The 22,450-nt window shown below is 63.4% G+C and carries 23 protein-coding genes; 14 read left to right on the top strand and 9 right to left on the bottom strand.

What is annotated here, in order from left to right:
• From AC50X5_RS16415 to AC50X5_RS16385, 7 genes are all read left to right on the top strand, one after another.
• A partial coding sequence (locus AC50X5_RS16415; protein WP_494977141.1) for an LPXTG cell wall anchor domain-containing protein occupies positions 1–704 on the top strand: 704 nt, incomplete at its 5' end.
• A 222-nt stretch (positions 705–926) separates the two neighbouring features.
• On the top strand, positions 927–1,682 hold the full coding sequence (locus tag AC50X5_RS16410) for a TetR/AcrR family transcriptional regulator (RefSeq protein WP_494977146.1): 756 nt from the start codon (positions 927–929) through the stop codon (positions 1,680–1,682).
• Between the two features lie 45 nt (positions 1,683–1,727).
• Positions 1,728–2,165, top strand: a complete 438-nt coding sequence (locus AC50X5_RS16405) for a hypothetical protein (protein ID WP_494977140.1) — start codon at positions 1,728–1,730, stop codon at positions 2,163–2,165.
• A gap of 268 nt (positions 2,166–2,433) precedes the next feature.
• Positions 2,434–4,302 (top strand): molecular chaperone DnaK, encoded by a 1,869-nt coding sequence (gene dnaK / locus AC50X5_RS16400; RefSeq protein ID WP_494977139.1) that lies wholly within the window; start codon positions 2,434–2,436, stop codon positions 4,300–4,302.
• Positions 4,303–4,304: 2 nt separating this feature from the next.
• Positions 4,305–5,015 carry a nucleotide exchange factor GrpE gene (locus tag AC50X5_RS16395; protein ID WP_494977138.1) on the top strand — a complete coding sequence of 237 codons (711 nt, stop codon included), beginning with the start codon at positions 4,305–4,307 and terminating at the stop codon, positions 5,013–5,015.
• Between the two features lie 102 nt (positions 5,016–5,117).
• Complete coding sequence (locus AC50X5_RS16390; RefSeq protein ID WP_493985809.1) at positions 5,118–6,095, top strand: DnaJ C-terminal domain-containing protein; 978 nt, start codon at positions 5,118–5,120, stop codon at positions 6,093–6,095.
• A 12-nt stretch (positions 6,096–6,107) separates the two neighbouring features.
• A complete protein-coding gene (locus AC50X5_RS16385; RefSeq protein WP_494977137.1) occupies positions 6,108–6,527 on the top strand; it encodes a heat shock protein transcriptional repressor HspR in 420 nt (139 codons plus the stop codon).
• Here the strand turns inward: AC50X5_RS16385 and AC50X5_RS16380 are convergent.
• Together AC50X5_RS16380 and AC50X5_RS16375 are read right to left on the bottom strand one after the other, a co-directional pair.
• Positions 6,492–7,028 carry a GNAT family N-acetyltransferase gene (locus tag AC50X5_RS16380; protein WP_494977136.1) on the bottom strand — a complete coding sequence of 179 codons (537 nt, stop codon included), beginning with the start codon at positions 7,026–7,028 and terminating at the stop codon, positions 6,492–6,494. The genes AC50X5_RS16385 and AC50X5_RS16380 overlap by 36 nt on opposite strands.
• An 8-nt stretch (positions 7,029–7,036) precedes the next feature.
• Positions 7,037–7,681: a CG0192-related protein gene (locus AC50X5_RS16375; RefSeq protein ID WP_494977135.1), complete on the bottom strand. Its 645-nt coding sequence runs from the start codon at positions 7,679–7,681 to the stop codon at positions 7,037–7,039.
• Between the two features lie 92 nt (positions 7,682–7,773).
• On the opposite strand from AC50X5_RS16375, the gene AC50X5_RS16370 reads away from it, so the two are divergent.
• The 7 genes from AC50X5_RS16370 (at position 7,774) to AC50X5_RS16340 (ending at position 14,129) form a co-directional block, all read left to right on the top strand.
• Complete coding sequence (locus AC50X5_RS16370) at positions 7,774–8,277, top strand: GNAT family N-acetyltransferase (RefSeq protein ID WP_494977134.1); 504 nt, start codon at positions 7,774–7,776, stop codon at positions 8,275–8,277.
• A 288-nt stretch (positions 8,278–8,565) separates the two neighbouring features.
• Positions 8,566–9,831 (top strand): urea ABC transporter substrate-binding protein, encoded by a 1,266-nt coding sequence (gene urtA, locus AC50X5_RS16365; protein ID WP_494977133.1) that lies wholly within the window; start codon positions 8,566–8,568, stop codon positions 9,829–9,831.
• A 55-nt stretch (positions 9,832–9,886) separates the two neighbouring features.
• A complete protein-coding gene (urtB, locus tag AC50X5_RS16360; RefSeq protein WP_494977132.1) occupies positions 9,887–10,771 on the top strand; it encodes an urea ABC transporter permease subunit UrtB in 885 nt (294 codons plus the stop codon).
• Entirely contained in the window at positions 10,768–11,925 is a 1,158-nt protein-coding gene (urtC, locus tag AC50X5_RS16355; protein WP_494977131.1) for an urea ABC transporter permease subunit UrtC, read from the top strand. Before urtB ends, urtC begins: the two co-directional genes overlap by 4 nt.
• Positions 11,922–12,758, top strand: a complete 837-nt coding sequence (gene urtD, locus AC50X5_RS16350) for an urea ABC transporter ATP-binding protein UrtD (protein ID WP_494977130.1) — start codon at positions 11,922–11,924, stop codon at positions 12,756–12,758. Before urtC ends, urtD begins: the two co-directional genes overlap by 4 nt.
• Positions 12,758–13,450, top strand: a complete 693-nt coding sequence (urtE, locus tag AC50X5_RS16345) for an urea ABC transporter ATP-binding subunit UrtE (protein ID WP_494977129.1) — start codon at positions 12,758–12,760, stop codon at positions 13,448–13,450. The genes urtD and urtE overlap by 1 nt, the downstream gene beginning before the upstream one ends.
• 85 nt (positions 13,451–13,535) lie before the next feature.
• Positions 13,536–14,129 (top strand): histidine phosphatase family protein, encoded by a 594-nt coding sequence (locus AC50X5_RS16340; protein WP_494977128.1) that lies wholly within the window; start codon positions 13,536–13,538, stop codon positions 14,127–14,129.
• Positions 14,130–14,156: 27 nt separating this feature from the next.
• Here the strand turns inward: AC50X5_RS16340 and AC50X5_RS16335 are convergent, their stop codons facing one another.
• The 7 genes from AC50X5_RS16335 to AC50X5_RS16305 form a co-directional block, all read right to left on the bottom strand.
• Positions 14,157–15,659, bottom strand: a complete 1,503-nt coding sequence (locus AC50X5_RS16335; RefSeq protein WP_494977127.1) for a DUF5129 domain-containing protein — start codon at positions 15,657–15,659, stop codon at positions 14,157–14,159.
• 124 nt (positions 15,660–15,783) lie between these two features.
• Positions 15,784–16,611 (bottom strand): HpcH/HpaI aldolase family protein, encoded by an 828-nt coding sequence (locus tag AC50X5_RS16330; RefSeq protein ID WP_494977126.1) that lies wholly within the window; start codon positions 16,609–16,611, stop codon positions 15,784–15,786.
• Positions 16,596–17,381, bottom strand: coding sequence for a 2-oxo-hept-4-ene-1,7-dioate hydratase (gene hpaH / locus AC50X5_RS16325; RefSeq protein ID WP_494977125.1), 786 nt, complete (start codon positions 17,379–17,381; stop codon positions 16,596–16,598). The genes AC50X5_RS16330 and hpaH overlap by 16 nt, the downstream gene beginning before the upstream one ends.
• 2 nt (positions 17,382–17,383) lie before the next feature.
• A complete protein-coding gene (gene hpaD / locus AC50X5_RS16320) occupies positions 17,384–18,481 on the bottom strand; it encodes a 3,4-dihydroxyphenylacetate 2,3-dioxygenase (protein WP_494977124.1) in 1,098 nt (365 codons plus the stop codon).
• 48 nt (positions 18,482–18,529) lie between these two features.
• Positions 18,530–20,083 carry a 5-carboxymethyl-2-hydroxymuconate semialdehyde dehydrogenase gene (hpaE, locus tag AC50X5_RS16315; RefSeq protein ID WP_494977123.1) on the bottom strand — a complete coding sequence of 518 codons (1,554 nt, stop codon included), beginning with the start codon at positions 20,081–20,083 and terminating at the stop codon, positions 18,530–18,532.
• A gap of 34 nt (positions 20,084–20,117) precedes the next feature.
• Positions 20,118–20,804, bottom strand: a complete 687-nt coding sequence (locus AC50X5_RS16310) for a GntR family transcriptional regulator (RefSeq protein WP_494977122.1) — start codon at positions 20,802–20,804, stop codon at positions 20,118–20,120.
• On the bottom strand, positions 20,797–22,263 hold the full coding sequence (locus AC50X5_RS16305) for a fumarylacetoacetate hydrolase family protein (protein ID WP_494977121.1): 1,467 nt from the start codon (positions 22,261–22,263) through the stop codon (positions 20,797–20,799). Before AC50X5_RS16305 ends, AC50X5_RS16310 begins: the two co-directional genes overlap by 8 nt.
• Positions 22,264–22,450: the final 187 nt, after the last annotated feature.

Below are 22,450 nucleotides of genomic sequence, written 5' to 3'. Positions count from 1 at the left end.
TGCTTGGTGGGGACCTGCTTGGTGGGGACCTGCTTGGTGGGGACCTGCTTGGTGGGGACCTGCTTGGTGGGGACCTGCTTGGTGGGGACCTGCTTGGTGGGGACCTGCTTGGTGGGGACCTGCTTGATGGGGACCTGCTTGACCTGGACGGCTTGGTTGGCAATATCGGTCTGGACCTGAACGTTCTCGCGCCTATCAATATCACGTGCAACGCGATCACTGTCATCGGTGACAGCACAGTCAAGGGTTGCAACACTTCCGTAGTGATCCCGAAGGACCCGAAGGATCCGAAGGACCCGAAGGACCCGAAGGACCCGAAGGACCCGAAGGACCCGAAGGACCCTAAGGACCCGAAGGACCCGAAGGACCCGAAGGACCCGAAGGACCCGAAGGACCCGAAGGACCCGAAGGACCCGAAGGACCCGGTTGTGATCGTGATCGACCACGGTGGTAAGAACGTCGTCAACCACCACACGAAGACCGTAATCCATAACAACGCTGCTGCTGCAACCCACTCCAAGGTGGTCACGGCTGGCAACACGGGCGCTGCGAAGGGCGCTGCCTCTGCTGCTTCCACCACTGGAGTTGGCGGAAGCCTTGCACAGACCGGCACGGACGCATCTGTGCTGCTGCTGCTTGCGAGCCTGCTCTTGGGAAGCGGGATCCTCCTCGTTTCCCGCCGGAGCCGCACCGCCCGGAACTAATACCCAATGAGTTGGCCGGAGCCTTAGGGGCCCAGTCAGCAACCTTTGAATAAAGAGCAGTTGGCCGGAGCCCAAGGGCTCCGGCCAACGTTCCATGAAATTATGCAGCTGGAACAGCAACTATCAGGCGTGACACCGGCGGACCAGAGGCCAAGAGCGAGCGCTGATCTCAAGCGCTTGCGGTGCTGCCGGATGAGGCCTTTGCGTGGCGTGCTTGGTGATATGTCCGACGCCGAGTCTGCCGTTTTCCCACTTACGCCCCGTGCTCGCGCCAGGGCCCAAACAATCGCCGATATTTTCCGGCTGGGCAGGGAACATCTGGCCAAGCAGGGGGCCGCCGCACTCTCACTGCGGGCCGTTGCCCGCGACCTCGGAGTGGTGTCCTCCGCCGTCTACCGGTATGTCGAAAGCCGGGATGAGCTGCTGACTCTTCTGTTGGTGGATGCGTACAACGAACTGGGCGACGCCGTCGACGCCGCCATTGCCGCCCGTCCGGAAAGCGACCACCGGGGACGCTTTGATGCGCTGGCCCACGCCGTCCGATCCTGGGCGCTTCGCGAACCTGCCCGCTATGGACTTTTGTTTGGCAGCCCGGTTCCCGGCTACAAAGCGCCGGAAGAGCGCACCACAGTGCCTGGAACAAGGGTGGTGCGGGCGCTGATCAAGGTGGTGGATGACGCCTACCGCGCCACGGGCGGACGGTCGCCTGCAGAGTCGCGGTCGCCCGCCGTCGGACCTGCCCTTCATTCTGATTTTGAGGCAATCCGCGGGCAACTGGGTGGTGCGCTCAGCGATGCCATTCTGGCGCGCGGAACGCTGGTCTGGACGGCGCTTTTTGGCACTGTCAGCTTCGAGGTCTTTGGCCAGTATGGGCCGGATACCTTCCGCGCCAATGATGAACTCTTCGACCAGCATGTGGAGCATCTGGCCCGGCTGGCAGGACTCGCAGCCCTGTCGCCCGATGCTAATGGTAAGTAGACTTTCTTTTGTTCTGAAGATGCCCCATCCAGAGGAGTGAAAGCCATGAGCGAGAACACCGATTCAGGATCAAGCAGAAACCCCCTCGACCCCGACGACATTCTTGGTGCCGGTCCGGATCGAGGCCAGGAGCGTGATGTGGTGCAGGACTCGGGCAGCAGCCCGTCCGGAGACGATGCCGATTACGTCGAGGGCGACTATGGGGACGCCGGCAGGGCGGGGGGTGCTGCCTCCGACGACGAAGGCGGGTACACCACTGGGGACTACGGCAGCGCAGGAGAATCCGAAACCTCGGGGGTGACGCGGGAGGAGGGGGAGTATCCGGAGGGTGATTACGGCAAAGCCGGGCACGGTGGATCCGTCAGCAGTTCCGAACCCGGAGGCGATGGGGACGCTGAATATCCTGAAGGTGATTACGGGCAGGCCGGGCAGGTAGGCCAGGAGAAGTACCCCAAGGAGGAGCGCCCCTGGGAGGGCAGCTAGGGTCGGTAATTCTTCCCCTGCAACCAGCTTCGTAGCCAGCTGCCCTTGACTGTTCGCGGACAGCGGAAGGCCTTCCAACGCTCTTTAGCGTGCCCAAAAACCCTTGCAAATCCAAGGAAGTCTCCCGAGGCTGTCTGGCCTTCCCATCAAACTTGAGTGGACTCGACTCAACTTTTATTGACATCGCGAATTCCCGGAGTAACCTTGAGTGCAGAACGCTCAATGATTGAGCGCCGCAGCAAGTTTCCAAGAAAGAAGGAAGCATCACATGTCACGTGCAGTAGGTATTGACCTCGGAACCACCAACTCCGTTGTCTCCGTTCTCGAAGGTGGCGAGCCCACCGTCATTGCCAACGCCGAGGGTGGCCGCACCACGCCGTCGGTAGTTGCTTTCTCTAAGTCCGGCGAAGTCCTGGTTGGCGAAATCGCCAAGCGCCAGGCCGTCAACAACATCGACCGCACCATCGCTTCGGTCAAGCGCCACATGGGCACTGACTGGAACGTGTCGATCGATGACAAGAAGTACACGCCGCAGGAAATTTCCGCGCGTATCCTCATGAAGCTGAAGAACGACGCCGAGAGCTACCTCGGTGAAAAGGTCACCGATGCAGTGATCACCGTTCCCGCCTACTTCAATGACGCCGAGCGCCAGGCCACCAAGGAAGCCGGCGAGATCGCAGGCCTGAACGTGCTGCGTATCGTCAACGAGCCCACCGCGGCCGCCCTGGCTTACGGCCTGGACAAGGGCAAGGAAGACGAACTTATCCTCGTGTTCGACCTCGGCGGCGGCACGTTCGACGTCTCCCTGCTGGAAGTCGGCAAGGATGAAGACGACTTCTCCACCATCCAGGTCCGCTCCACCGCAGGCGACAACCGCCTGGGCGGTGACGACTGGGACCAGCGCGTTGTTGAATACCTGCTGAACCAGCTCAAGGTCAAGGGCATCGACCTTTCCAAGGACAAGATCGCCCTGCAGCGCCTGCGTGAAGCTGCCGAGCAGGCCAAGAAGGAACTCTCCTCCTCCACCAGCACCAACGTCTCCCTCCAGTACCTGTCCGTCACCCCCGACGGCCCGGTCCACCTGGACGAGCAGCTCACCCGCGCCAAGTTCCAGGACCTCACCAAGGACCTGCTCGAGCGCACCAAGAAGCCGTTCCACGACGTCATCAAGGAAGCCGGCATCAAGCTCTCCGACATCGACCACATCGTCCTGGTCGGCGGCTCCACCCGTATGCCCGCGGTCTACGACCTGGTCAAGGAACTGGCCGGCGGCAAGGAACCGAACAAGGGCGTTAACCCGGATGAGGTTGTAGCCGTTGGCGCAGCGCTGCAGGCCGGCGTGCTGAAGGGTGAGCGCAAGGACGTCCTGCTCATCGACGTCACCCCGCTGTCCCTCGGTATCGAAACCAAGGGTGGCGTGATGACGCACCTGATCGAGCGCAACACTGCTATTCCCACGAAACGTTCCGAGACCTTCACCACCGCCGACGACAACCAGCCGTCCGTGGCCATCCAGGTCTTCCAGGGCGAACGTGAATTCACCCGCGACAACAAGCCGCTGGGCACGTTCGAACTGACCGGCATTGCCCCGGCTCCTCGTGGCATTCCGCAGATCGAGGTCACCTTCGACATCGACGCCAACGGCATCGTCCACGTGTCCGCCAAGGACAAGGGCACCGGCAAGGAACAGTCGATGACCATCACCGGCGGCACGGCGCTCTCTAAGGAGGACATCGACCGTATGGTCCGGGACGCCGAGGAGCACGCAGCAGAGGACAAGGCCCGCCGCGAGGCAACCGACACCCGCAACACTGCCGAACAACTTGCGTACTCGGTGGACAAGCTCATCGCCGACAACGCTGACAAGCTCCCGGAAGAGGTCAAGACCGAGGTGCAGGCCGACGTCGACGATCTCAAGAAGGCGCTGGAAGGCACCGACGACGCAGCCGTGAAGACCGCTTTCGAGAAGCTGCAGGCCTCGCAGACCAAGCTGGGCGAAGCAATCTACGCCCAGGCGGCTCCGGCCGACGCCGGCGCTGAAGGTGCTGCGGGAGCCTCGTCAGACGGCGCGTCCGCCAGTTCCGATGAAGACATCGTGGACGCCGAAATCATCGACGAAGACGAAGTGAAGAAGTAATTATGCCTCATCACGGTAACGAGGAAGAGCACTCTTCAGCCGGCAGTTCAGAGCAACAGGAGCGCCAGCAGGAACAGGCTGGATCCGGACGCCAGGAGCCGGTCATCCGGGACAACCGCAAGGTTGACCCGGTGACCGGCAAGGCACGGCACCCCGAGTCTCCCGCGGGCGAGCCCGCCACTCAGTCGGGGGAGCCGGTCGAGGCCGACGCCCTCGCCCAGGCCGAGGAAATCCTCAACGGCATCCAGGTGCCCGCCGAGGAATCCGTGGCCCAGGGGGTTCCTGCCGGCGCAACCACTGCTGAAGCAGCTGAACTGAAGAATGACCTTCTCCGGCTGCAGGCCGAGTACGTCAACTACCGCAAACGCGTCGAACGCGACCGTGCCGTGGCAGGGGAGATGGCCGTCATCGGCGTCCTGAACTCGCTGCTTCCGGTACTGGATGACATCGATGCCGCCCGCCAGCACGGCGACCTCGAGGACGGCCCCTTCGCCGCGATCGCCGCCAAGCTGGAAAATGCGCTGAAGACGTACAACCTGGTCCGTATCGATGAGACCGGCGTGGAGTTCGATCCGACCATCCACGAAGCCCTCATCCAGCAGCCAGGCGAGGACATCGAGGTTGACACCGTCAGCCAGGTGCTTCGCTCAGGCTACAAAACGGGCGACCGCGTCCTCCGCGCGGCCCAGGTCATCGTCGCAGTTCCGGCGTAGTACTACCCCGGTGGTTGAGTCTCGGTGGTTGAGCTTGTCGGTTGAGCTCGTCGAAACCCAAGAGGCTCAACCACCGACCCACAACTTTGAAAGGAAACGCCATTGGCTAGCCAGGATTGGGTGGACAAGGACTTTTACAAGATCCTTGGTGTTGCCAAGGACGCTTCCGACGCCGATATCAAGAAGGCCTACCGGAAGCTAGCGCGCGAGCACCACCCTGACACCAACTCGGGCAACAGCGCGTCGGAGAAGAAGTTCAAGGACATCTCCGAGGCTTACTCCGTCCTGTCTGACCCCGAAGAGCGCCAGCAGTATGACGCCATCCGGGCCATGGGCGGCGGGGCCCGGTTCGCCCCCGGCGGCGCCGGTCCCGGTGGCAATGCAGGCTTCGAGGACATGTTCGGCGGCCTGTTCACCGGCAATGCCGGACGCCATGCCGGGGGGTTCAGCACGGCCGGCGGCATCCCGCCCGAGTTCGCTGACCTGTTTGGCAACGGGGGTTTTGGCGGTCCAGCGGGATACCAGCGCACCCCGCAAAAGGGTGCCGACAGGACCGCGACTACCAGTATTTCGTTCGCCGGTTCCATCAGGGGCACCACCATTGGCCTGCGCGAGCCCAATGGTGAGGTCATCGACGTCCGTGTTCCGCCCGGCATTAAGGACGGCCAGAAGGTCCGCGTCCGCGGCAAGGGCCAGCCCGGTGCCGCGGGAAACGGCGACCTGATGGTCCAGGTTTCGGTCAAGCCGCACCCCTTCTACACGCGCGACGGCGACAACCTCCGTATCCACGTCCCGGTCACCTTCGCAGAAGCGGCTCTGGGGGCGGAGATTGAGGTGCCGACATTCGACGGCGAGCGGGTCCGGGTCCGTGTTCCTGCCGGGACCCCGTCCGGGCGGACGCTCCGGGTCAAGGGGCACGGCGTGAAGACGTCAAAGGGAACCGGAGACCTTCTGGTGACTATCGACGTCGCAGTTCCCAGCAATTTGAACAAGGCTGCGGAGGAGGCTGTGCGGGCATTCGCCGAGGCTACCGCCGATGCCGACGTCCGTGAGGGTCTCGCCGCAAAAGCCCGGTTGTAAGGCGGGATGGTCATGAACATCAGTGCTGATCAGCCGATTTTCGTGATCTCGGTGGCTGCGGAGCTGGCGGACATGCACCCGCAAACCCTCCGCCAGTACGACCGCCTTGGCCTCGTTTCGCCGCGGCGTGCCCCGGGAAAATCCCGGCGGTACTCCCAGCGTGACGTCAATATGCTCCGGGAAATCCAGCGGCTGTCCCAGGAAGGCGTCTCGCTGGAGGGCATCAAGCGGATCCTTCAGCTGGAGAACCAGGTGGCTGCGCTGCAGAACCGGGTCACCGAGCTCACCGAGGAACTCAACGTCCGGCGCCGTCAGCCACTGGACTCCCGTATCTTCGCAGCGGGCGCAGCCGGCGACGTCGTCAGCCTGGCACGCGGCCAGCGCCCGCGGGCCAGGTCACAGGCCGTAGTGGTGTGGCGGCCTAAGCAGTGAAGCCGGGCTGCCGGCGAAGATGAGCTGCTCCAGACCGTGCGCCACTGTGCGTTTTTCCAGCACCAGGCCACATTTGACAGCTACCCGCTGGGACGGGATGTTGGCCGGATTGATGATAGCCACAACCCGGCCGATTCCCGCCTGCCCTGCGAAATTCAGGCAGCCCGCTGCAGCCTCGGTGGCGTAGCCAAGGCCCTGGTACTCAGGAAGGATGTGGTACCCCACCTCGACCTCGGAAATGCCGTCCACCACTTGCATGGTTAGGCCGCAGTCGCCCAGGAAGTAACCTTCCTTCGTCTCCACAATCCAGAGCCCGAAGCCGTGATAGGCATAGTTGCGCTTGTTCCAGGTGATCCATTGCTGAGCGTCGGCGCGGGTTTTGGGAGCGGGGTAGTGGCGCATAACCTCCGGATTGCCCAGGAGGCCAGCCATCCGGTCCAAGTCCTCGTCCGCCATCCGGCGCAGCCGCAAGCGTTTCGTCTCGACGCTGTAGATGGACACTGAATCTCTTATACCTGCACCAGCGTCGCTAAGGGGACGGGGAGTTCCTGTCCCGCCCAGACACCGTTCAGCCCGGGATCTGCCGGTGCCGCGTCCAGGTCCAGGACCCGGAAGACGAAGAGCTGCATCCTTCCGGCGTCAATGACAGTGACGCGGTTTTCAGTGGTGGGCGCTGCGGGACTGAGCGTCGGCTCGTCGGTGGGGATCCCGCCGTCGGGCGTTCCACTTCCCTTGATACTGACTGTGCTGGGGCGAGGTTCCAGTTTCCCGTCCGCCTGGACAAACTGCTCCGCCTCTTCCTGACCCAGGAGGATCGCATCGGCGAGGGCAGTGGCGTAGACGGGATCGGCGCAGGCGTCGTAGACCCACCGCTTGCCCAGCACCGAGTGGTCCATGGTGCCGGCGAGCCACGCGTCGGCGCCCGGCAGCTCGGAACCGCGGTAGCTCAACGGGACCTGGTAGACGGTGCCGGCGTGGGAAACGAGGTGCGTCTCCAGCCCGACTTCGCCATCCGGATCGTCAAAGCGGTAGGCGCCCAGAAGCTGGGGCGCCGCATCTGTGCCTGCTTGGTTGAACCACGGCTGCAGAGGCAGGAACTGCTCGATGAGCTGGAGCTTTGAAGGGGTCAAGGTTGCTTTGTGGAGGATGGCCATGGTCCCCAGCCTAGGCCAGTCTGCGCTTACAAGCCGGGGGCCTGCCAGAACTAGACTGTCGTCAAAACAATGGATACGGGGGACAGGCTTTCATGACGATCACCATACGGGCTACTACGGCTGAGGACTGGCGCCGGGTGCGGGACCTTCGCCTCGAAATGCTGGCCGACGAGCCTGTGGCCTTTGCTGAGTCCCTGCAGGACGCCCTGCAGCTCAGTGAGCAGGACTGGCGGGCCCGTGGCGCCCGGGGGCAGGCGGAGACGGGCACCGCACTGGTTGCAGTTGCTGAGGATGGCCGCTGGGTGGGGACCATGGGCTGCTACATTCCGGAAGGCGCGCAGGACCCGCTGCTCGTTGGCGTCTACGTGACGCCGGACTTCCGGGGAGGTGTCCACGGCGTGGCTGCTGCGCTGCTTGAAGCAATCAAGGCCTGGGCCGGAGCCCGGGGAAGCCTGCTCCGGTTGGAAGTGCATGAGGACAACCCCCGTGCCCAACGCTTCTATCTGCACAACGGGTTCAGTTTCACTGGCGGCAAGAGGCCCTACAACCTTGACCCGAGCCAGACGGAGCTGGAGATGTCCTGCCCGCTGCCCTGACCGTTTGAACTGCGGCTTTGTGTCCGACAGGGCCGGTTAAGTTACGCCCTGCGCGTTTCCTGGAGGTTAATTCTCAGAAGCCGAAGTTCCGCGGATTTTTGGGGGAGTCCGCCGGCCGGCCGCTGTCCAAGCCCGGAACACCGCTTATCCCGAAACCACCCTGAAACGAATTATCGAGCGCCCTGAAACATTCGGACCCTACGTTTAGCGCAACGGGTCAGTGTCCTTATGGCCCCGGAGGCGTCCCGCTGCCCTGGCTGCAGCGGCGGAGTGAGAAACGGGTTAAACATGAAAGTTTCGGTCAAGAAGCGCGCACTTTTTCCGGTAACCGCAGGCCTGATGGCAGCGGCATTGGCAGGTTGTGGCAGCCAGATCTCAGATCCGGCGGCAGCCGGGTCCACAGCAAGCACCGCAACCTCCTGCGTGGACACGTCAGGCAGCAGCGTCAAGGTAGGTTTCATCAACTCGCTGTCCGGCACCATGGCCATCAGTGAAAGCACCGTCTTTGACTCACTGTCCCTGGCGGCCGAGGAGATCAACGCCGCAGGCGGCGTGCTGGGCAAGCAGCTCGAGGTGATCAGCGAAGACGGCGCCAGCGAACCCACCAAGTTTGCCGAACGGGCGGGCAAGCTCATTCAGCAGGACTGCACCGCGGCCGTCTTCGGCGGGTGGACTTCTTCCAGCCGCAAGGCCATGCTCCCCGTTTTCGAATCCAACGACGCACTCCTCTTCTACCCGGTGCAGTACGAAGGGCTGGAGGCCTCAAAGAACATCTTCTACACGGGCGCCACCACCAACCAGCAGATCATCCCCGCTCTCGACTACCTGGCGGAGCAGGGCACCAAGTCCCTCTTCCTGGTGGGCAGCGACTACGTGTTCCCGCGGACCGCCAACAAGATCATCCAGGCCTACGCCAAGGCCAAGGGCATGGAAGTCCTCGGTGAGGAATATGCACCCCTGGGCTCCACCGAATTCTCGACCATCGTCAACAAAGTCCGCGATTCCAAGGCCGACGCCGTGTTCAACACCCTCAACGGTGACAGCAACGTGGCGTTCTTCCGCCAGTACAAGAGCGTGGGCCTGACCGCGGAGACCATGCCCGTGGTGTCGGTGTCCATTGCCGAAGAAGAAGTTCCCGGCGTCGGACTGGAAAACGTTCAAGACCAGCTGACTGCCTGGGATTACTACCAGACCCTGGATACCCCCGCCAACACGAAGTTCGTGGCCGCGTTCAAGGCCAAGTACGGCGCGAACCGAGTCACCAGCGATCCCATGGAAGCTGCCTACACCTCCCTGTACCTGTGGAAGGCGATGGTTGAGAAGGCGGGCTCGTTCGACGTCGACAAGGTCCAGGAAGCAGCGGACGGCGTGAGCTTCGAGGCACCGGAAGGAACCGTGACGGTCAACGGCGAAAACAACCACATCACCAAGACCCCGCGCATCGGCAAGATCAACGCAGACGGGCTCATTGACACGGTCTGGTCCTCGCCGGAACCGGTGGAACCGGACCCGTTCCTGGAGACCTACGACTGGGCCAAGGGCCTGGGCAGCTAGCCCGCGCTCGCCGCTAATCACCGAAACACCGCAACCGGAAGAAAGGCCTCCCGGAATGGAACTCCTGATAGGGCAGATGTTTGCCGGACTCAGTCTTGGCTCGGTGCTGCTGCTTGCAGCCCTCGGGCTCTCGCTGACCTTCGGCCAAATGGGCGTCATCAACATGGCACACGGCGAATTCATGATGGCCGGCGCCTACACAGCCTTTGTGGTGCAGCAGGCAATCGCTGATGCAGGCGTCTCGCTGCTGGTTTCCATTCCGGTGGGCTTCCTGGTGGGAGGTTTCCTGGGGCTGGTACTGGAAGCGGTCCTGCTGCGCCGCATGTACCACCGGCCGCTGGACACCTTGCTGGTGACCTTCGGGGTGGCATTGATCCTCCAGCAGGCCGCGCGGGACATTTTCGGGGCTCCCAGTGTTGATGTCCGGGCACCGGGGTGGCTGCAGGGCAACATCGAGATACTTGGCGCGCCGCTTCCGCTCACCCGGCTGTTCATCCTCCTGCTTTCGCTGTTCTGCCTGGCGGTCCTGGCCCTGCTGCTGAAGGCCACCCCGTTGGGACGGCGCATCCGGGCGGTAGTGCTGAACCGGGATCTGGCGGAAACCAGCGGTATCTCCAGCCGGCGCACGGACCAGCTGACGTTCTTCATCGGCTCTGGCCTGGCGGGGATCGCCGGTGCGGCAGTCACGCTGATCGGTTCCACCAGCCCGTACCTCGGGACCAACTACATTGTTGACGCTTTCCTGGTGGTGGTGGCCGGCGGCATCGGCCAGATCAAGGGTGCTGTCATCGCGGCCTTCACCCTGGGCGTCCTGCAGTCCGTCTTTGAATACTCGACGACGGCGAGCATCGGCAAGGTGCTCATCCTGCTGGTGATCGTGGTGTTCCTGCAGCTCCGGCCGCAGGGCATCTTCAGCCTCAAGACTAGGAGCCTGGCATGATCGCCTTGCTACGCCGCCTACGCGGCCCGCGCGGAACGGCAGTTGGCTTCGCCGTGGGTGCGCTGCTCCTGCTGGTGGCCGCCCCGGCCGTGCTGTCCACCTTTAACCTCGGACTGCTGGGGAAGTTCCTTTGCTTCGCGATTGTGGCGGTCGGCATCGGACTGGCGTGGGGGCGCGGCGGCATGCTGACCCTGGGTCAGGGTGTGTTTTTCGGCCTCGGCGCCTACATCATGGCCATGCACATGAAACTGGCCGACGCGTCGCTCTTCGGCGGTTCCGGAGTGCCGGACTTCATGGCGCTGTACGGCAGCGGCCAGGTTCCCGGCTGGTGGGAACCGTTCCGCAGCCCGGTGGTGACCATCGTCGCCGTCGTACTGGTACCCGGCCTGGTGGCGCTGGTCCTTGGCCTGGCCATTTTCAAACGCCGCGTGAAGGGCGCCTACTTCGCGATCCTCAGCCAGGCGCTGGCTGCAGCTTTCGCCGTCTTCCTGATCGGCCAGCAAGCCACCACCGGCGGCTCAAACGGGCTGAATGGCTTCAGGTCCTTTTTCGGTTACGACCTGCAGGACCCCGGTAACAAGGTGATGCTGTACCTGATCGCCGCCGTTGTCCTGCTGCTTTCCATCGCGGTGGCGCGGCAGCTGATGTACAGCCGCTTCGGCGAACTGCTGGTGGCTGTCCGCGACCAGGAGGAACGGGTGCGCTTCCTCGGCTACGATCCCGCCACCATCAAAACCGTGGTGTACGTGGTGGCAGCCGTGATGGCCGGCATTGCAGGGGCGCTGTTTGTGCCGATCGTGGGCATCATCTCGCCGGCAGATGTAGGCGTTATCCCGTCCATTGCTTTCCTGATCGGCGTGGCGATCGGCGGCCGCTCCACTCTGTTGGGTCCTGTGCTGGGAGCCATCGGTGTTGCCGCGGCACAGTCCGGCCTGTCCTCCACTTTCCCGTCGTTCTGGGTCTACTTCCAGGGCCTGCTGTTCGTCCTGGTAGTCGGCTTTATGCCCGGCGGGTTGGCATCGCTGCCCGGGCTGGTGGGTCGATGGCGGGGAGAGGGACGCAAAGCGAAGAAAAGCCCGACGGCGGCACCGCCCGGTCCTGCCGCCGGCGCCACTACCAACCTGGAACCTGTACCGGAAGAGGTCAGCCGATGACGGCATCAACCATACTCCCCGAAGGCGAACCGCGTGCCGGTGGCCTCCGCGGCCGGCCGAAGTACCTCGAAGTGCGGGGCCTGTCCGTGTCCTTCGACGGCTTCCTTGCCGTGGACAACGTAGACCTGGACGTCATCCAGGGTGACCTCCGGTTCCTGATCGGTCCCAATGGCGCCGGCAAAACCACAGTTATCGACGCCATCACAGGTCTGGTTCCTGCTACAGGTTCCGTAAACCACACGGGCAAGGAGATCCTGGGCCGCAAGGTGCACCACATCGCCAAACTCGGAGTGGGGCGCACCTTCCAGACCGCTAGCGTGTTTGAAAACCTCTCCGTGCTGCAAAATCTGGATATTGCTGCCGGATCCGGCCGTACGGCGCGGCAAATGCTGCGCCGGCGTAAGGCCGTGGAGCCGGCAGTGGCCGAAGCGCTGGACATCATTGGCCTGGGACACCTGGCGGACAAGCAAGCCGGCATCCTGGCCCATGGCCAGAAGCAGTGGCTGGAAATCGGCATGCTACTGGTTCAGAACTCGGACCTGCTTCTTCTGGATGAGCCCATCGCGGGGATGAGCCAGGACGAGCGGGAACAGACCGGCCAGTTGCTCCGCCGCATTGCGGCCAGCCGGATCACTTTGGTGATTGAACATGACATGGACTTTGTCCGCGAGTACGCCACCTCGGTGACAGTACTGGCTGCCGGAAAAGTCCTCAGCGAAGGAAGTGTTGCACAAGTGCAGGCGGATAAAAAGGTGCAGGACGTTTACCTGGGCACCACAGCGTCCCTGGCCACCACCGCCACGCCAGAACCTTCAGGAAGGGACGGCCACTGATGCTGGAAATTAGCGGACTGCAAACAGGGTACGGGCGCACCCAGGTGATCTCCGGAGTTGACCTCACGGTCCCGAACGGCAGCGTGGTCTCCATCCTGGGCCACAACGGCGCCGGCAAAACCACCCTGCTGCGTGCCGTCGTCGGACTTCTCAAACCCAGCCGCGGGACCATAAAACTGGACGGCGAGGACCTGGCCGGGCTGCGCCCGCACCAACGGGTGGCCCGCGGAATGGCTTACGTTCCGCAGGGTCAGCAGTCCTTCGGGCAGCTCAGTGCGCTGGAGAACCTGCAGCTGGTGGCGGACGGACGCAAAGCAGGCGGCGAACGCGTGGCCGAGGCGCTGGACATGTTCCCTGCCCTCAAACCGCTGCTGTCCCGGCGGGCCGGGCTGCTGTCCGGCGGCCAGCGGCAACAGCTGGCCATTGCCCGGGCGCTGATTACCCAGCCCACGCTCCTGATCCTGGACGAACCCACCGAAGGCATCCAGCCCAACGTGGTTGCGGAGATCGAAGCGACCATCATCAAGCTGTCCCAGCGCAGCGGGATGCGCGTGCTCCTGGTGGAACAGCACATCGGCTTCGCGCTGCAGGCAGCGGACAGCTACTACGTGCTCGCCGCGGGCAGGGTCTCCTCCACGGGCCGGGGTGGTGCGGACTCTGCCGCCACGGTCCGCGAGGCGATGCTGATCTAGCACGGATGCTGCGCTCTCTCTGCGGAGGTGTCTGTGATTCATTCGACAGGTATTCGGGAGGACACACGCGCCGCCATGGACAACAATGGAAGGCATGACCCTCACCACTTTCGCCCTTGTCCGCCATGGCCAAACCGACTGGAACGCGCAGCGGCGCCTGCAGGGAACCACTGACATCCCCCTGAATGACGTCGGCCGCGGCCAGGCCCGGGACGCCGTGGCCGCCCTTTCGGGATACGAATGGGACGCCGTAGTGTCCTCGCCGCTTAGCCGGGCCGCGGAAACCGCCGACATCATCGCCGAAGGCCTTGGCCTTACCGTGACCAGGCGCCTGGCGGACCTCAGGGAGCGCAGCTACGGCGAAGCTGAGGGCATGCAGGACGGCCCCGAGCTGGACGCCCTGCGTCTTCCCGGCGGTTTCGTGGGGGCAGAAAGTGAGGAGAGCGCCGCATCCCGTGGCCTGTCAGCGTTGGAGACTCTGGCCAAGGAATTTCCGGGCCAGCGCGTGCTGGTGGTGGCCCATGGTTCACTCATCCGGCTGACGCTCAACCTGGCGCTCGGCCAAACGCTGGACAGCGTGGACAATGCCGTGCTCAACCTGGCCCACCACCACGTCACTGACGGCTGGCAGCTCGAGTACTTCAACGGCGCACGCCTGACGGCTGACGTTCAGGCCTGATTAGCTTTTCCGGACATCTTTGGGGCGTCAGAACCTGGACGAGCTGCCGGAACCTGAGAAGCTGCCGCCACTGGAGCCATAACCAGTGCTGCTCCCGGACGAGGACGAGGACCGGGAGGATGCCACGGCTTCCCGGCCGGCATCGACACCTCCACTGAAGCCAACCACGGAGACTATGGGCACCCTGGGGTAGGCGATGTCCACGATGCTGCCTCTGTAACGTTTGGTGTGCCACTGGTTTTGGGCGGTTTCGTCCATCTTCTCGCGCATCAGTTCCGCTTCCCGCTGTGTTCGAGTGTTGGCGGCAATAACGGCGTCGGCGTGCTGTTCCAGGAGGGCGGCGATTTTTCCCCGCTCTGCCTTGAGCCCGTCAAGCGCCGCGTCCGGGGTAACGGTGCGGCTGTCCAGACCGGCTTCAAGGGCGGCTATCCGCGTCAAGGCCGCAGCCGAATGGGCCCGCAGGGCTGCGGCAGTTTCAGGGCTGCCTTTGGTGCTGCTGCGCTTCAGCATCCCGTCCACTTCGCTGAGCTCTGCCACAAGGTCGGCGCTCTGGTTCCGCCAGGCCTCCCGCCAGGATGAGTGCAGGTTCAGCAGGGCGTTGGAGTCTGCGATGGCGTCGTCGAGGCCGTCAAGTTCTGCTGTCACCTGTTGGAACTCTACGGCTCTGTTCACGCTGGCCTTGACGGACCGTTCTTTGGGTCCCAGCGCACCCAGGAGTTCGCGTTGCCTGGTTGCCTCATGCAGCCTGGCAGAGAGGGTATGCCATTTCTCAAGTACCTGTGAGCCGTAGGTGGAGTCAGCGGGAATGGTTGAGGCGTTCACCTCGGTTTCATCCAGGCGGAGGGTAACGGATGCATACGAGCGGTCACCGGCGTCGAGTGCTTCCTGGAACTTGCGCCGGTTTCCGGCGCGGATGCCGGCGCGGATTCCGAATCCGGCAAGGACGCCGGCCGCCCCGATTCCGGTAGCCCACAAGGTGCCGGGGTGCAGGTACCAGGGCCTGCCGATGCGGGACGCCGCCGAACGCACGGCGGCCAGCGTTCCATCCGTCCACTGGGCCTCCCGGAACAGATCCAAACTGTCTTCCTGGATGGCTTCCTGATCATCCAGCGGGACCTTCCGGTCCTCGCCAAAGTAGGTACCAACCTGGCGGCCGGTGGTATCCAGCGCAAAGACAAACAGTCCGTCCGCCCACTTCTGGCCGTCCGGACTGAGCCACTCGGGATGTTCGGCGCGCGCGTAGCGGAGTACTTCCTCATTAAGGTTGTCGCTGGAGCGGCCGGCCCGGGTGAAAACGGCAACTTTGGTTGGCTGGTAAAACGAAATTTCCGTCAGGGCGGGCTGGAGCTGCGGCAGATACAGCGCGCCCGCAGTATCCTCCACCACCACCTCCGAGGGTGGTTCCGCCCGGGCGGCCCCCGCCGTGACCAGCAGCGGAACCAGACACAATACGACGGCGAGCAGCAGCATCGGGACGAGGGCTGCGCTTTGACGGAAGGTGCGGGCAGGCATGGCGGCAGCTGTTCTCATAGTTCCCCCGGTGGCGTGTGAACACTGTATGCGCCAGCCTAGTTGCACATCGCGTACCGCTCCACATGCTCCAGCAAGGTCCGGGCCACCGAGGACCTCGAGACTACGAGTGGCGGACACACGGTCACCCTGTTGTGCCCCGGTGGTTTTGGCCGTCGGCGGGCTTGATGTATTGCGCGGCGAGGGCTTCCGAACCGCGCGCCAGGAGGGCGACGTCGGCTCCTACCAGGATGAAATCGGCGCCATTGTCCAGGTAGTGTTTTGCGGTGCTTGGGTTGAAGGCATTCACGCCGGCTGGTTTGCCTGTGGCTTTGGCAACCGAAAGGCAGTGTTCGACGGCGGCGCGCACCTCGGGGTGTTCCTGTTGTCCCAGGAGTCCCATCGAGGCAGCGAGGTCGGAGGGCCCGACGAAAATGGCGTCCACGCCGTCGACAGCAAGAATGTCGGCGACAGCCTCCACGGCGTCCGTCGACTCGATCTGTACGGTGACGCTGATGGTTTCGTTGGCGCGGGCAAGGTAGTCGGGGACGCGGTTCCAGCGCGCGGCACGCGCCAAAGCCGATCCAACGCCACGGACCCCCTGGGGCGGATATCGGGTGGCGGCCACGGCAGCTTCCGCCTCCGCCACCGAGTGAACCATGGGTATGATCAGGTTTTGCACGCCAAGGTCCAGGTACTGCTTGATCACCACCATGTCGTTCACCGGCGGCCGGACCAGGGTATGGACCGGATAGCCGTTGATGGCCTGAAGCTGGGCCAGTATGGATTCGAGCCCGTTGGGGCTGTGCTCGGCGTCTACCAGAAGCCAATCCAGGCCTGATCCGGCGCACAGTTCGGCCACCAGTGGGCTTCCCGAGCAGACCCACATGCCCGCCAGCGGCCGGCCGTCTTGGCCGGTCTGATCGCGCAGTGCGTCGCGGAACGTGGCCGGCGCGTTTAAATGAATTGGCATGTGACAGCTCCCAGTGGTCCGTAGTCTGCGTGGACAGTATCACCCTTGTATACCCACATTGGCCGGGTGAAGGAGCCGGCCAGGATGATGTCGCCGGCTTTCATGCTGTCCCCGTGGGCGGCAATCTTGTTGGCCAGCCAGTGCACCCCGTTCGCGGGGTGGTCCAGCACGCCGGCGGCGACGCCGGTTTCCTCCACGGTCTGGTTCTTGTAGAGAATGGCCGAGACCCAACGGAGGTCCACTGCGTCCGGCTTCACCGGTCGTCCGCCAATCACCATGGCCCCCATGGCGGCATTGTCAGCGATGGTATCCACAATGGTCCGGCCCTCCATCTCGATCCGGGAATCGAGGATCTCAAGAGCCGGGACCACGTAGTCCGTGGCGTTGAGGACGTCGAAAATGGTGCAGCCAGGACCCTTGAGGCCGTCCTTCAGCACGAAGGCCAGTTCCACCTCCACCCTGGGGTGGGTGAACTTGTCCCATTCCACGGAGCAGCCTGTTTCCAGCACCATGTCATCGAAGATGGCGCCATAGTCCGGCTCAGTGATGCCGGTGGCTGCCTGCATTGCCCGGGAGGTGAGGCCGATTTTCCGGCCCACGAGAGTGCGGCCGGCATCTTCATTCCGCCGGCGCCACAGCTTCTGCACGGCGTAGGAGTCCTCTACCGTCATGTCCGGGTAGCGGGACGTCAGACGCGGGACCGGCGTGCGGCTCCGGCCGGCTTCCAGTAGCTCGTCCGCGATGGCTTCGATCGTGTTCTCATCCAGCATGGCTAGAGCTGCGCTCCCAACTTAAAGCCTTCGACGGCGCCACCTGGCCCGCCGCCGTCGTCGTCGTTCCTGCGGGTGTAACTGAAGCCGTCGGCGCCGACCGTGACAGCCATCTCGCTCTTTTCCTCGCGCTCAATCACGGGCTGCGGGTTACCGTCAAGGTCCAGGACCAGGGAGGCCTCCGTGTACCAGGACGGGACCACCGGGTTGCCCCACCAATCGCGGCGCTGGTTGTCATGAACGTCCCAGGTAATGGTGGGATTGTCCGGGTCTCCGGTGTAGTAGTCCTGGGTATAGATTTCGATGCGGTGGTCGTCCGGGTCCAGGATGTAAAGGTAGAAAGCGTTGGATACGCCGTGCCGGCCGGGGCCGCGTTCAATCCGGTCACTGATGCGCAGCGCGCCCATCTTGTCGCAAATCTGGATGATGTTGTGCTTCTCGTGTGTAGCAAACGCGACATGGTGCATGCGGGGGCCGTTGCCGCCGGTAAGGGCGGTGTCGTGGACAGTCTGCTTGCGGTGCATCCACGCGGCGTAGGTTACGCCGTCGGAATCCTTGATGTCCTCGGAGACGCGGAAGCCGAGATCCTCAAGGTAGGCGCGGCCGCGGGGAACATCCGGGGTGACCTGGTTGAAGTGGTCCAGGCGCACCAGTTCACCGGCGGAGTAGAGGTCATAGCGCTGGGTGAGGCGTTCCACGTGCTGGACGTCGTAGAAGAACTCGTACGGGAAGCCCAACGGGTCCTCCACCCGCACGGAGTCGCCGATGCCCTTGGTGAAGCCCTCTTTGCGCCGTTCGGTGCGGCAACCGATTTCCTTGTAGTAGGCCTCTGCAGCGTCCACTTCGGCAGGGGACTTAACCCGGTAAGCGAAGGCGGCAACGGCGGCAACCGGTCCCTTGCGCAGCACCAGGTTGTGGTGGATGAACTCCTCAAGGGAGCGCAGGTAGATGTTGTTTTCGTCTTCCTCGGTCACGTGCAGGCCCAGGACGTCTACATAGAACTCCCGCGACTTGGCGAGGTCTGTAACGACCAGTTCCATGTAGGCGCACCGGACAATATCCGGGGCCGGAACGGTGGGGGTGGGAACAAAGGTGGTCATGATCGTCTCTCTTCTTCGAGCAGGTCCTGATGATGTGGGGGGAGGTTGCTAACCCTCGTTGGCGGCTGAATCTTCAATGCTGCCGAACTTGGGGGTGTGGACAGTGCCAAGGGTGATGTGCACGGCCTGCTGGTCGGTGTAGAAGTCGATGGATCGGTAGCCGCCCTCATGTCCCAGACCGGAGGCCTTGACGCCGCCGAACGGGGTGCGGAGGTCCCGGACGTTGTGGCTGTTCAGCCACACCATGCCGGCTTCCACGTTCTGGGAGAAGTTGTGGGCACGGTTAAGGTTCGAGGTCCAGATGTAGGCAGCCAGGCCGTACTTGGTGTTGTTGGCGAGGGCGAGTGCTTCGTCGTCGTTTTCGAACGGTGTGATGGCAACGACGGGGCCGAAGATTTCTTCCTGGAAGATCCGGGCGTCGGGGGAGACGTCGGCGAAAACCGTGGGGGCGATGTAGTTGCTGTTGTTGATCCCTGCGGGCAGGTTCTCCGGCCGGCCGCCGCCGGCGAGCAGCCGGCCTTCGGTCTTGCCAATCTCCACGTAGGAGGCAACCTTCTCGTAGTGCTCAGGGTGGACCAGGGCGCCCACCTCGGTCTTGGGATCATGCGGATCGCCCACCACAATGTTCTTGGCCCGGGCGGCATACTTCTCGCAGAACTCGTCGTAGACCGCCCGCTCTACCAGGATGCGGGAGCCGGCGGTGCAGCGCTCGCCGTTGAGCGAGAAGACGCCGAACAGTGCGGAGTCGATGGCGGCGTCAAGGTCTGCGTCGGCAAAGACAACGCAAGGGGATTTGCCGCCGAGCTCCATGGAGAGGCCCTTGAGGTTGGCCGCGGCGTTCCGGAAGATGGTCTGGCCCGTGGTGGTCTCGCCGGTAAAGGAAATCAGCGGCACGTCAGGGTGCTTGACCAACGCGTCGCCCGCTTCCTCACCGAGGCCGTTGACCAGGTTGAAGACGCCGTCCGGGAGGCCGGCATCCTTGAAGATGATGGCCCACAGTGATGCGGACAGCGGGGTGAATTCGGCCGGCTTGAGGACCACGGTGTTACCGGTGGCCAGCGCCGGGGCAAGCTTCCAGGACTCAAGCATGAAGGGGGTGTTCCACGGGGTGATGAGGCCGGCAACGCCGATGGGCTTGCGGTTCACGTAGTTGATCTGGGATCCGGGAACCTTCATGGCGTCGTCGAACTGGGCCACAATGAGGTCCGCGAAGAAGCGGAAGTTCTCCGCGGCGCGCAACGCCTGCCCCTTGGCCTGGGTAATGGGCAGCCCGGTGTCGAAGGTTTCCAGCTCGGCAAGCCGGGCTTCCTGCGCTTCGACGGCATCAGCGATCTTGTTAAGGATACGGGCGCGTTCGCGGGGCTTCATCCTGGGCCAGGGACCATTGACGAAGGCTTCCCGTGCCGCAGCTACGGCCAGGTCGATGTCCTCTTTCTGGCCGGCGGCAGCGGTGGCGTAGTTCTGGTTGGAAACCGGATCCAGAACGTCAAAGGTTTTGCCGCCCACGGAATCAACGAACTCTCCGTTGATGAAGTGCTGGATGTGGTTGGGAAGGTCCTGCGGCACGTAATGGCTTTTGGTCTGTTCGGCAGTGAACGTCATGGTCTTTCCTTACTGCTGGGTGTGGCGGGGAGGGTCAGATGGTTTTGGCCTGGCTCAGGTAGGCGTCGAGGGTGGCAGAACGGTGACGCCGGGCAGCCTTTTCAATGTCGTCGGCAGGTGCACCGGCTTCGATCAGTTGAAGGAGTGCTTCATGCTCGTCCACGGATGCCCGGGCGCGGCCGGGAACAAAGCGGAACGTGGAGGACCGCAGCGACGCCAGCCGGTTCCAACCGCGGTGCACCAGGTCCAGGATGTGCGGGTTTGGGCAGTGTTCAAACAAGACGCTGTGGAACTCCTGGTTCAGATGTGTGAAGCGCACCGGATCAAAGTGTTCAAGACATCCGCGCATCTCCTCATTAACAGCCCGTGCCCGGGCAATATCTGTTTCACCAATGAGCGGCGCGGACAAGGCTGTCGCTGCGCCTTCCACGATGCTCAGTGTCTGCATCGTGTACAGGTACTCGGTAGGGTCGATCCCGGCGACCGTTGCTCCGACGTTGCGTTCAAACTTAACCAGGCCTTCGGCCTCGAGCCTGCGGATGGCCTCGCGGACCGGAACCACGCTGAACCCCAGGTCTTTGGCGATGCTGTTGAGAACCAGCCGGTAACCGGGAGTGTAGGTGCCCGCCACTATCCGCGCTTTAACTTCGGAGTACGCCTGTTCGGATTTACTTCCGGCGGCAGCCGGGGCTGCGGAGAGGTTAACTGCAGTTTCAGGCATTGGTTTTGCCTGCCTCCCACTCCTTGAACCGGACCTTCCATTGCGCGTTCATGGGGTAGAGGCCGTCCACACTGTTGCCCTGTTTCACCATCTCGAAAATAAAGGTTTCTTCCTTCTCCTGCTGGAGGCAGTCATCCACCAGTTCCTCGGCGATGGCAGGCGGGATCACCAGGATGCCGTCTGAATCGGCAACGATGATGTCGCCGGGCTGCACTGTGGCGCCACCGCAGGCGATGGTGATGTCAGTGTCCCAAGGAACGTGGCGCCGGCCCAGGACTGCAGGGTGCGGATTGGCGAAATAGGTGGGCATATCAAGACCGGCTACGGCCGTGTAGTCACGGACACCGCCGTCGGTAATGATGGCCGCGGCTCCACGGACCTGCGCGCGGAGGGCCAGAATGTCTCCCACGGTTCCGGTGCCCTTTTCGCCGCGGGCCTCCATCACCAGGATTTCGCCCTCGTTGACGGAGTCGATGGCTTTCTTCTGGGCGTTGAAGCCGCCGCCATGGGTTATGAAGAGGTCCTCGCGGTTGGGGACGTAGCGCAGGGTACGGGCCAGGCCAACGACGCGACGGTCCGGGCGGGTGGCCTGCAGGCCATCGATGCTGACGTTGTTCAGCCCGCGTTTGCGCATCTGTGAGGACAGGGTGGCGGTGGCAACGCTTTCCAGTTTGGCCTTCAGCCCTGGAGTGAGGGCACCGGCCGGCTCAGGGAGTCCTGCAGCCTTACGGGAACCATAGGCCTCCTCCCTCTGCGTGTCATCCACCCTGGGCCCTGCACCAAAGTCCGCGAACGGCGTCGCGCCTTCCTCCACAGTCGTGACCAGGCGCCCGGTGCTGATGGCGCCGTCAACCGTTTCCACTTCGACTTCGAGGACATCGCCGGGCTTGGCGACGGAGGCGCCTGCGGGGGTTCCGGTGAGGATGATGTCGCCCTCTTCAAGGGTGAGCAGCTGGGAAAGATCGGCCACCAGCCGTGCGAACGGGAAGAGCAGGTCTCCGGTGGTGTCATCCTGGACCAGTTCTCCGTTGTGCCAGGTGCGGATGCGCAGTTGGGAAGGGTCGACGGCGTCTGCCGGAATCAGCGCCGGGCCTAGAGGGGTGAAGCCATCGCCGCCCTTGGACCGGACGTTTGATCCCTTGTCCGCATAACGTAGGTCGTACACACCAAGGTCATTACTGGCGGTAACGGCGGCCACGCGGCTCCAGGCTTCCTCAATACTGACGCGCCGGGCTGCCTTGCCTATCACCAGGGCGATCTCACCCTCGTACCCCAGAAGCTCGCACCCGGCCGGCCGTTCGACGGCATTTCCGGTCAGGGCCAACGAGGAGGATGGCTTCAAAAAGTAGGAGGGCTGAGCGGGAGTCCGACCGCGCTGGGCTGCGCGGCTCGGGTAATTGATGTGGACAGCTATGACCTTGCGGGCCGAAGCCAGGGTGTGGTCGGTGACCTGATCCAAACGGTCCTCCTCATCGAGTACGAAATCGTATACGAATTATCATGAGCGCTATTGACCGCCGCGTCAACCCTGCGTTCCCGGGGCAAAAGCCGCCTCTTGTAGTCCCCATCACACATGGCGTACAGTGTGTGCCACAGCCCGATGTTTCGAATACCGAAACACCTGTTCGATTATAGAACACTATTGG

The organism is Pseudarthrobacter sp. MDT1-40-2 (assembly GCF_059383595.1).
Note: the sequence above shows the minus strand (reverse complement) of the source record. Positions and strands in the feature narration are given on the sequence as shown.

What these genes read in the sequence shown, in the direction of transcription:
- AC50X5_RS16335 (WP_494977127.1), bottom strand. Translation starts at nt 15,659, where the DNA reads ATGAGAACAGCTGCCGCCATGCCTGCCCGCACCTTCCGTCAAAGCGCA.
- dnaK (WP_494977139.1), top strand. Translation starts at nt 2,434, where the DNA reads ATGTCACGTGCAGTAGGTATTGACCTCGGAACCACCAACTCCGTTGTC.
- urtC (WP_494977131.1), top strand. Translation starts at nt 10,768, where the DNA reads ATGATCGCCTTGCTACGCCGCCTACGCGGCCCGCGCGGAACGGCAGTT.
- hpaH (WP_494977125.1), bottom strand. Translation starts at nt 17,381, where the DNA reads ATGCTGGATGAGAACACGATCGAAGCCATCGCGGACGAGCTACTGGAA.
- AC50X5_RS16370 (WP_494977134.1), top strand. Translation starts at nt 7,774, where the DNA reads ATGACGATCACCATACGGGCTACTACGGCTGAGGACTGGCGCCGGGTG.
- AC50X5_RS16405 (WP_494977140.1), top strand. Translation starts at nt 1,728, where the DNA reads ATGAGCGAGAACACCGATTCAGGATCAAGCAGAAACCCCCTCGACCCC.
- AC50X5_RS16340 (WP_494977128.1), top strand. Translation starts at nt 13,536, where the DNA reads ATGGAAGGCATGACCCTCACCACTTTCGCCCTTGTCCGCCATGGCCAA.
- urtE (WP_494977129.1), top strand. Translation starts at nt 12,758, where the DNA reads ATGCTGGAAATTAGCGGACTGCAAACAGGGTACGGGCGCACCCAGGTG.
- urtB (WP_494977132.1), top strand. Translation starts at nt 9,887, where the DNA reads ATGGAACTCCTGATAGGGCAGATGTTTGCCGGACTCAGTCTTGGCTCG.
- AC50X5_RS16310 (WP_494977122.1), bottom strand. Translation starts at nt 20,804, where the DNA reads ATGCCTGAAACTGCAGTTAACCTCTCCGCAGCCCCGGCTGCCGCCGGA.
- urtA (WP_494977133.1), top strand. Translation starts at nt 8,566, where the DNA reads ATGAAAGTTTCGGTCAAGAAGCGCGCACTTTTTCCGGTAACCGCAGGC.
- hpaE (WP_494977123.1), bottom strand. Translation starts at nt 20,083, where the DNA reads ATGACGTTCACTGCCGAACAGACCAAAAGCCATTACGTGCCGCAGGAC.
- urtD (WP_494977130.1), top strand. Translation starts at nt 11,922, where the DNA reads ATGACGGCATCAACCATACTCCCCGAAGGCGAACCGCGTGCCGGTGGC.
- AC50X5_RS16375 (WP_494977135.1), bottom strand. Translation starts at nt 7,681, where the DNA reads ATGGCCATCCTCCACAAAGCAACCTTGACCCCTTCAAAGCTCCAGCTC.
- AC50X5_RS16330 (WP_494977126.1), bottom strand. Translation starts at nt 16,611, where the DNA reads ATGCCAATTCATTTAAACGCGCCGGCCACGTTCCGCGACGCACTGCGC.
- AC50X5_RS16395 (WP_494977138.1), top strand. Translation starts at nt 4,305, where the DNA reads ATGCCTCATCACGGTAACGAGGAAGAGCACTCTTCAGCCGGCAGTTCA.
- AC50X5_RS16385 (WP_494977137.1), top strand. Translation starts at nt 6,108, where the DNA reads ATGAACATCAGTGCTGATCAGCCGATTTTCGTGATCTCGGTGGCTGCG.
- hpaD (WP_494977124.1), bottom strand. Translation starts at nt 18,481, where the DNA reads ATGACCACCTTTGTTCCCACCCCCACCGTTCCGGCCCCGGATATTGTC.
- AC50X5_RS16410 (WP_494977146.1), top strand. Translation starts at nt 927, where the DNA reads ATGTCCGACGCCGAGTCTGCCGTTTTCCCACTTACGCCCCGTGCTCGC.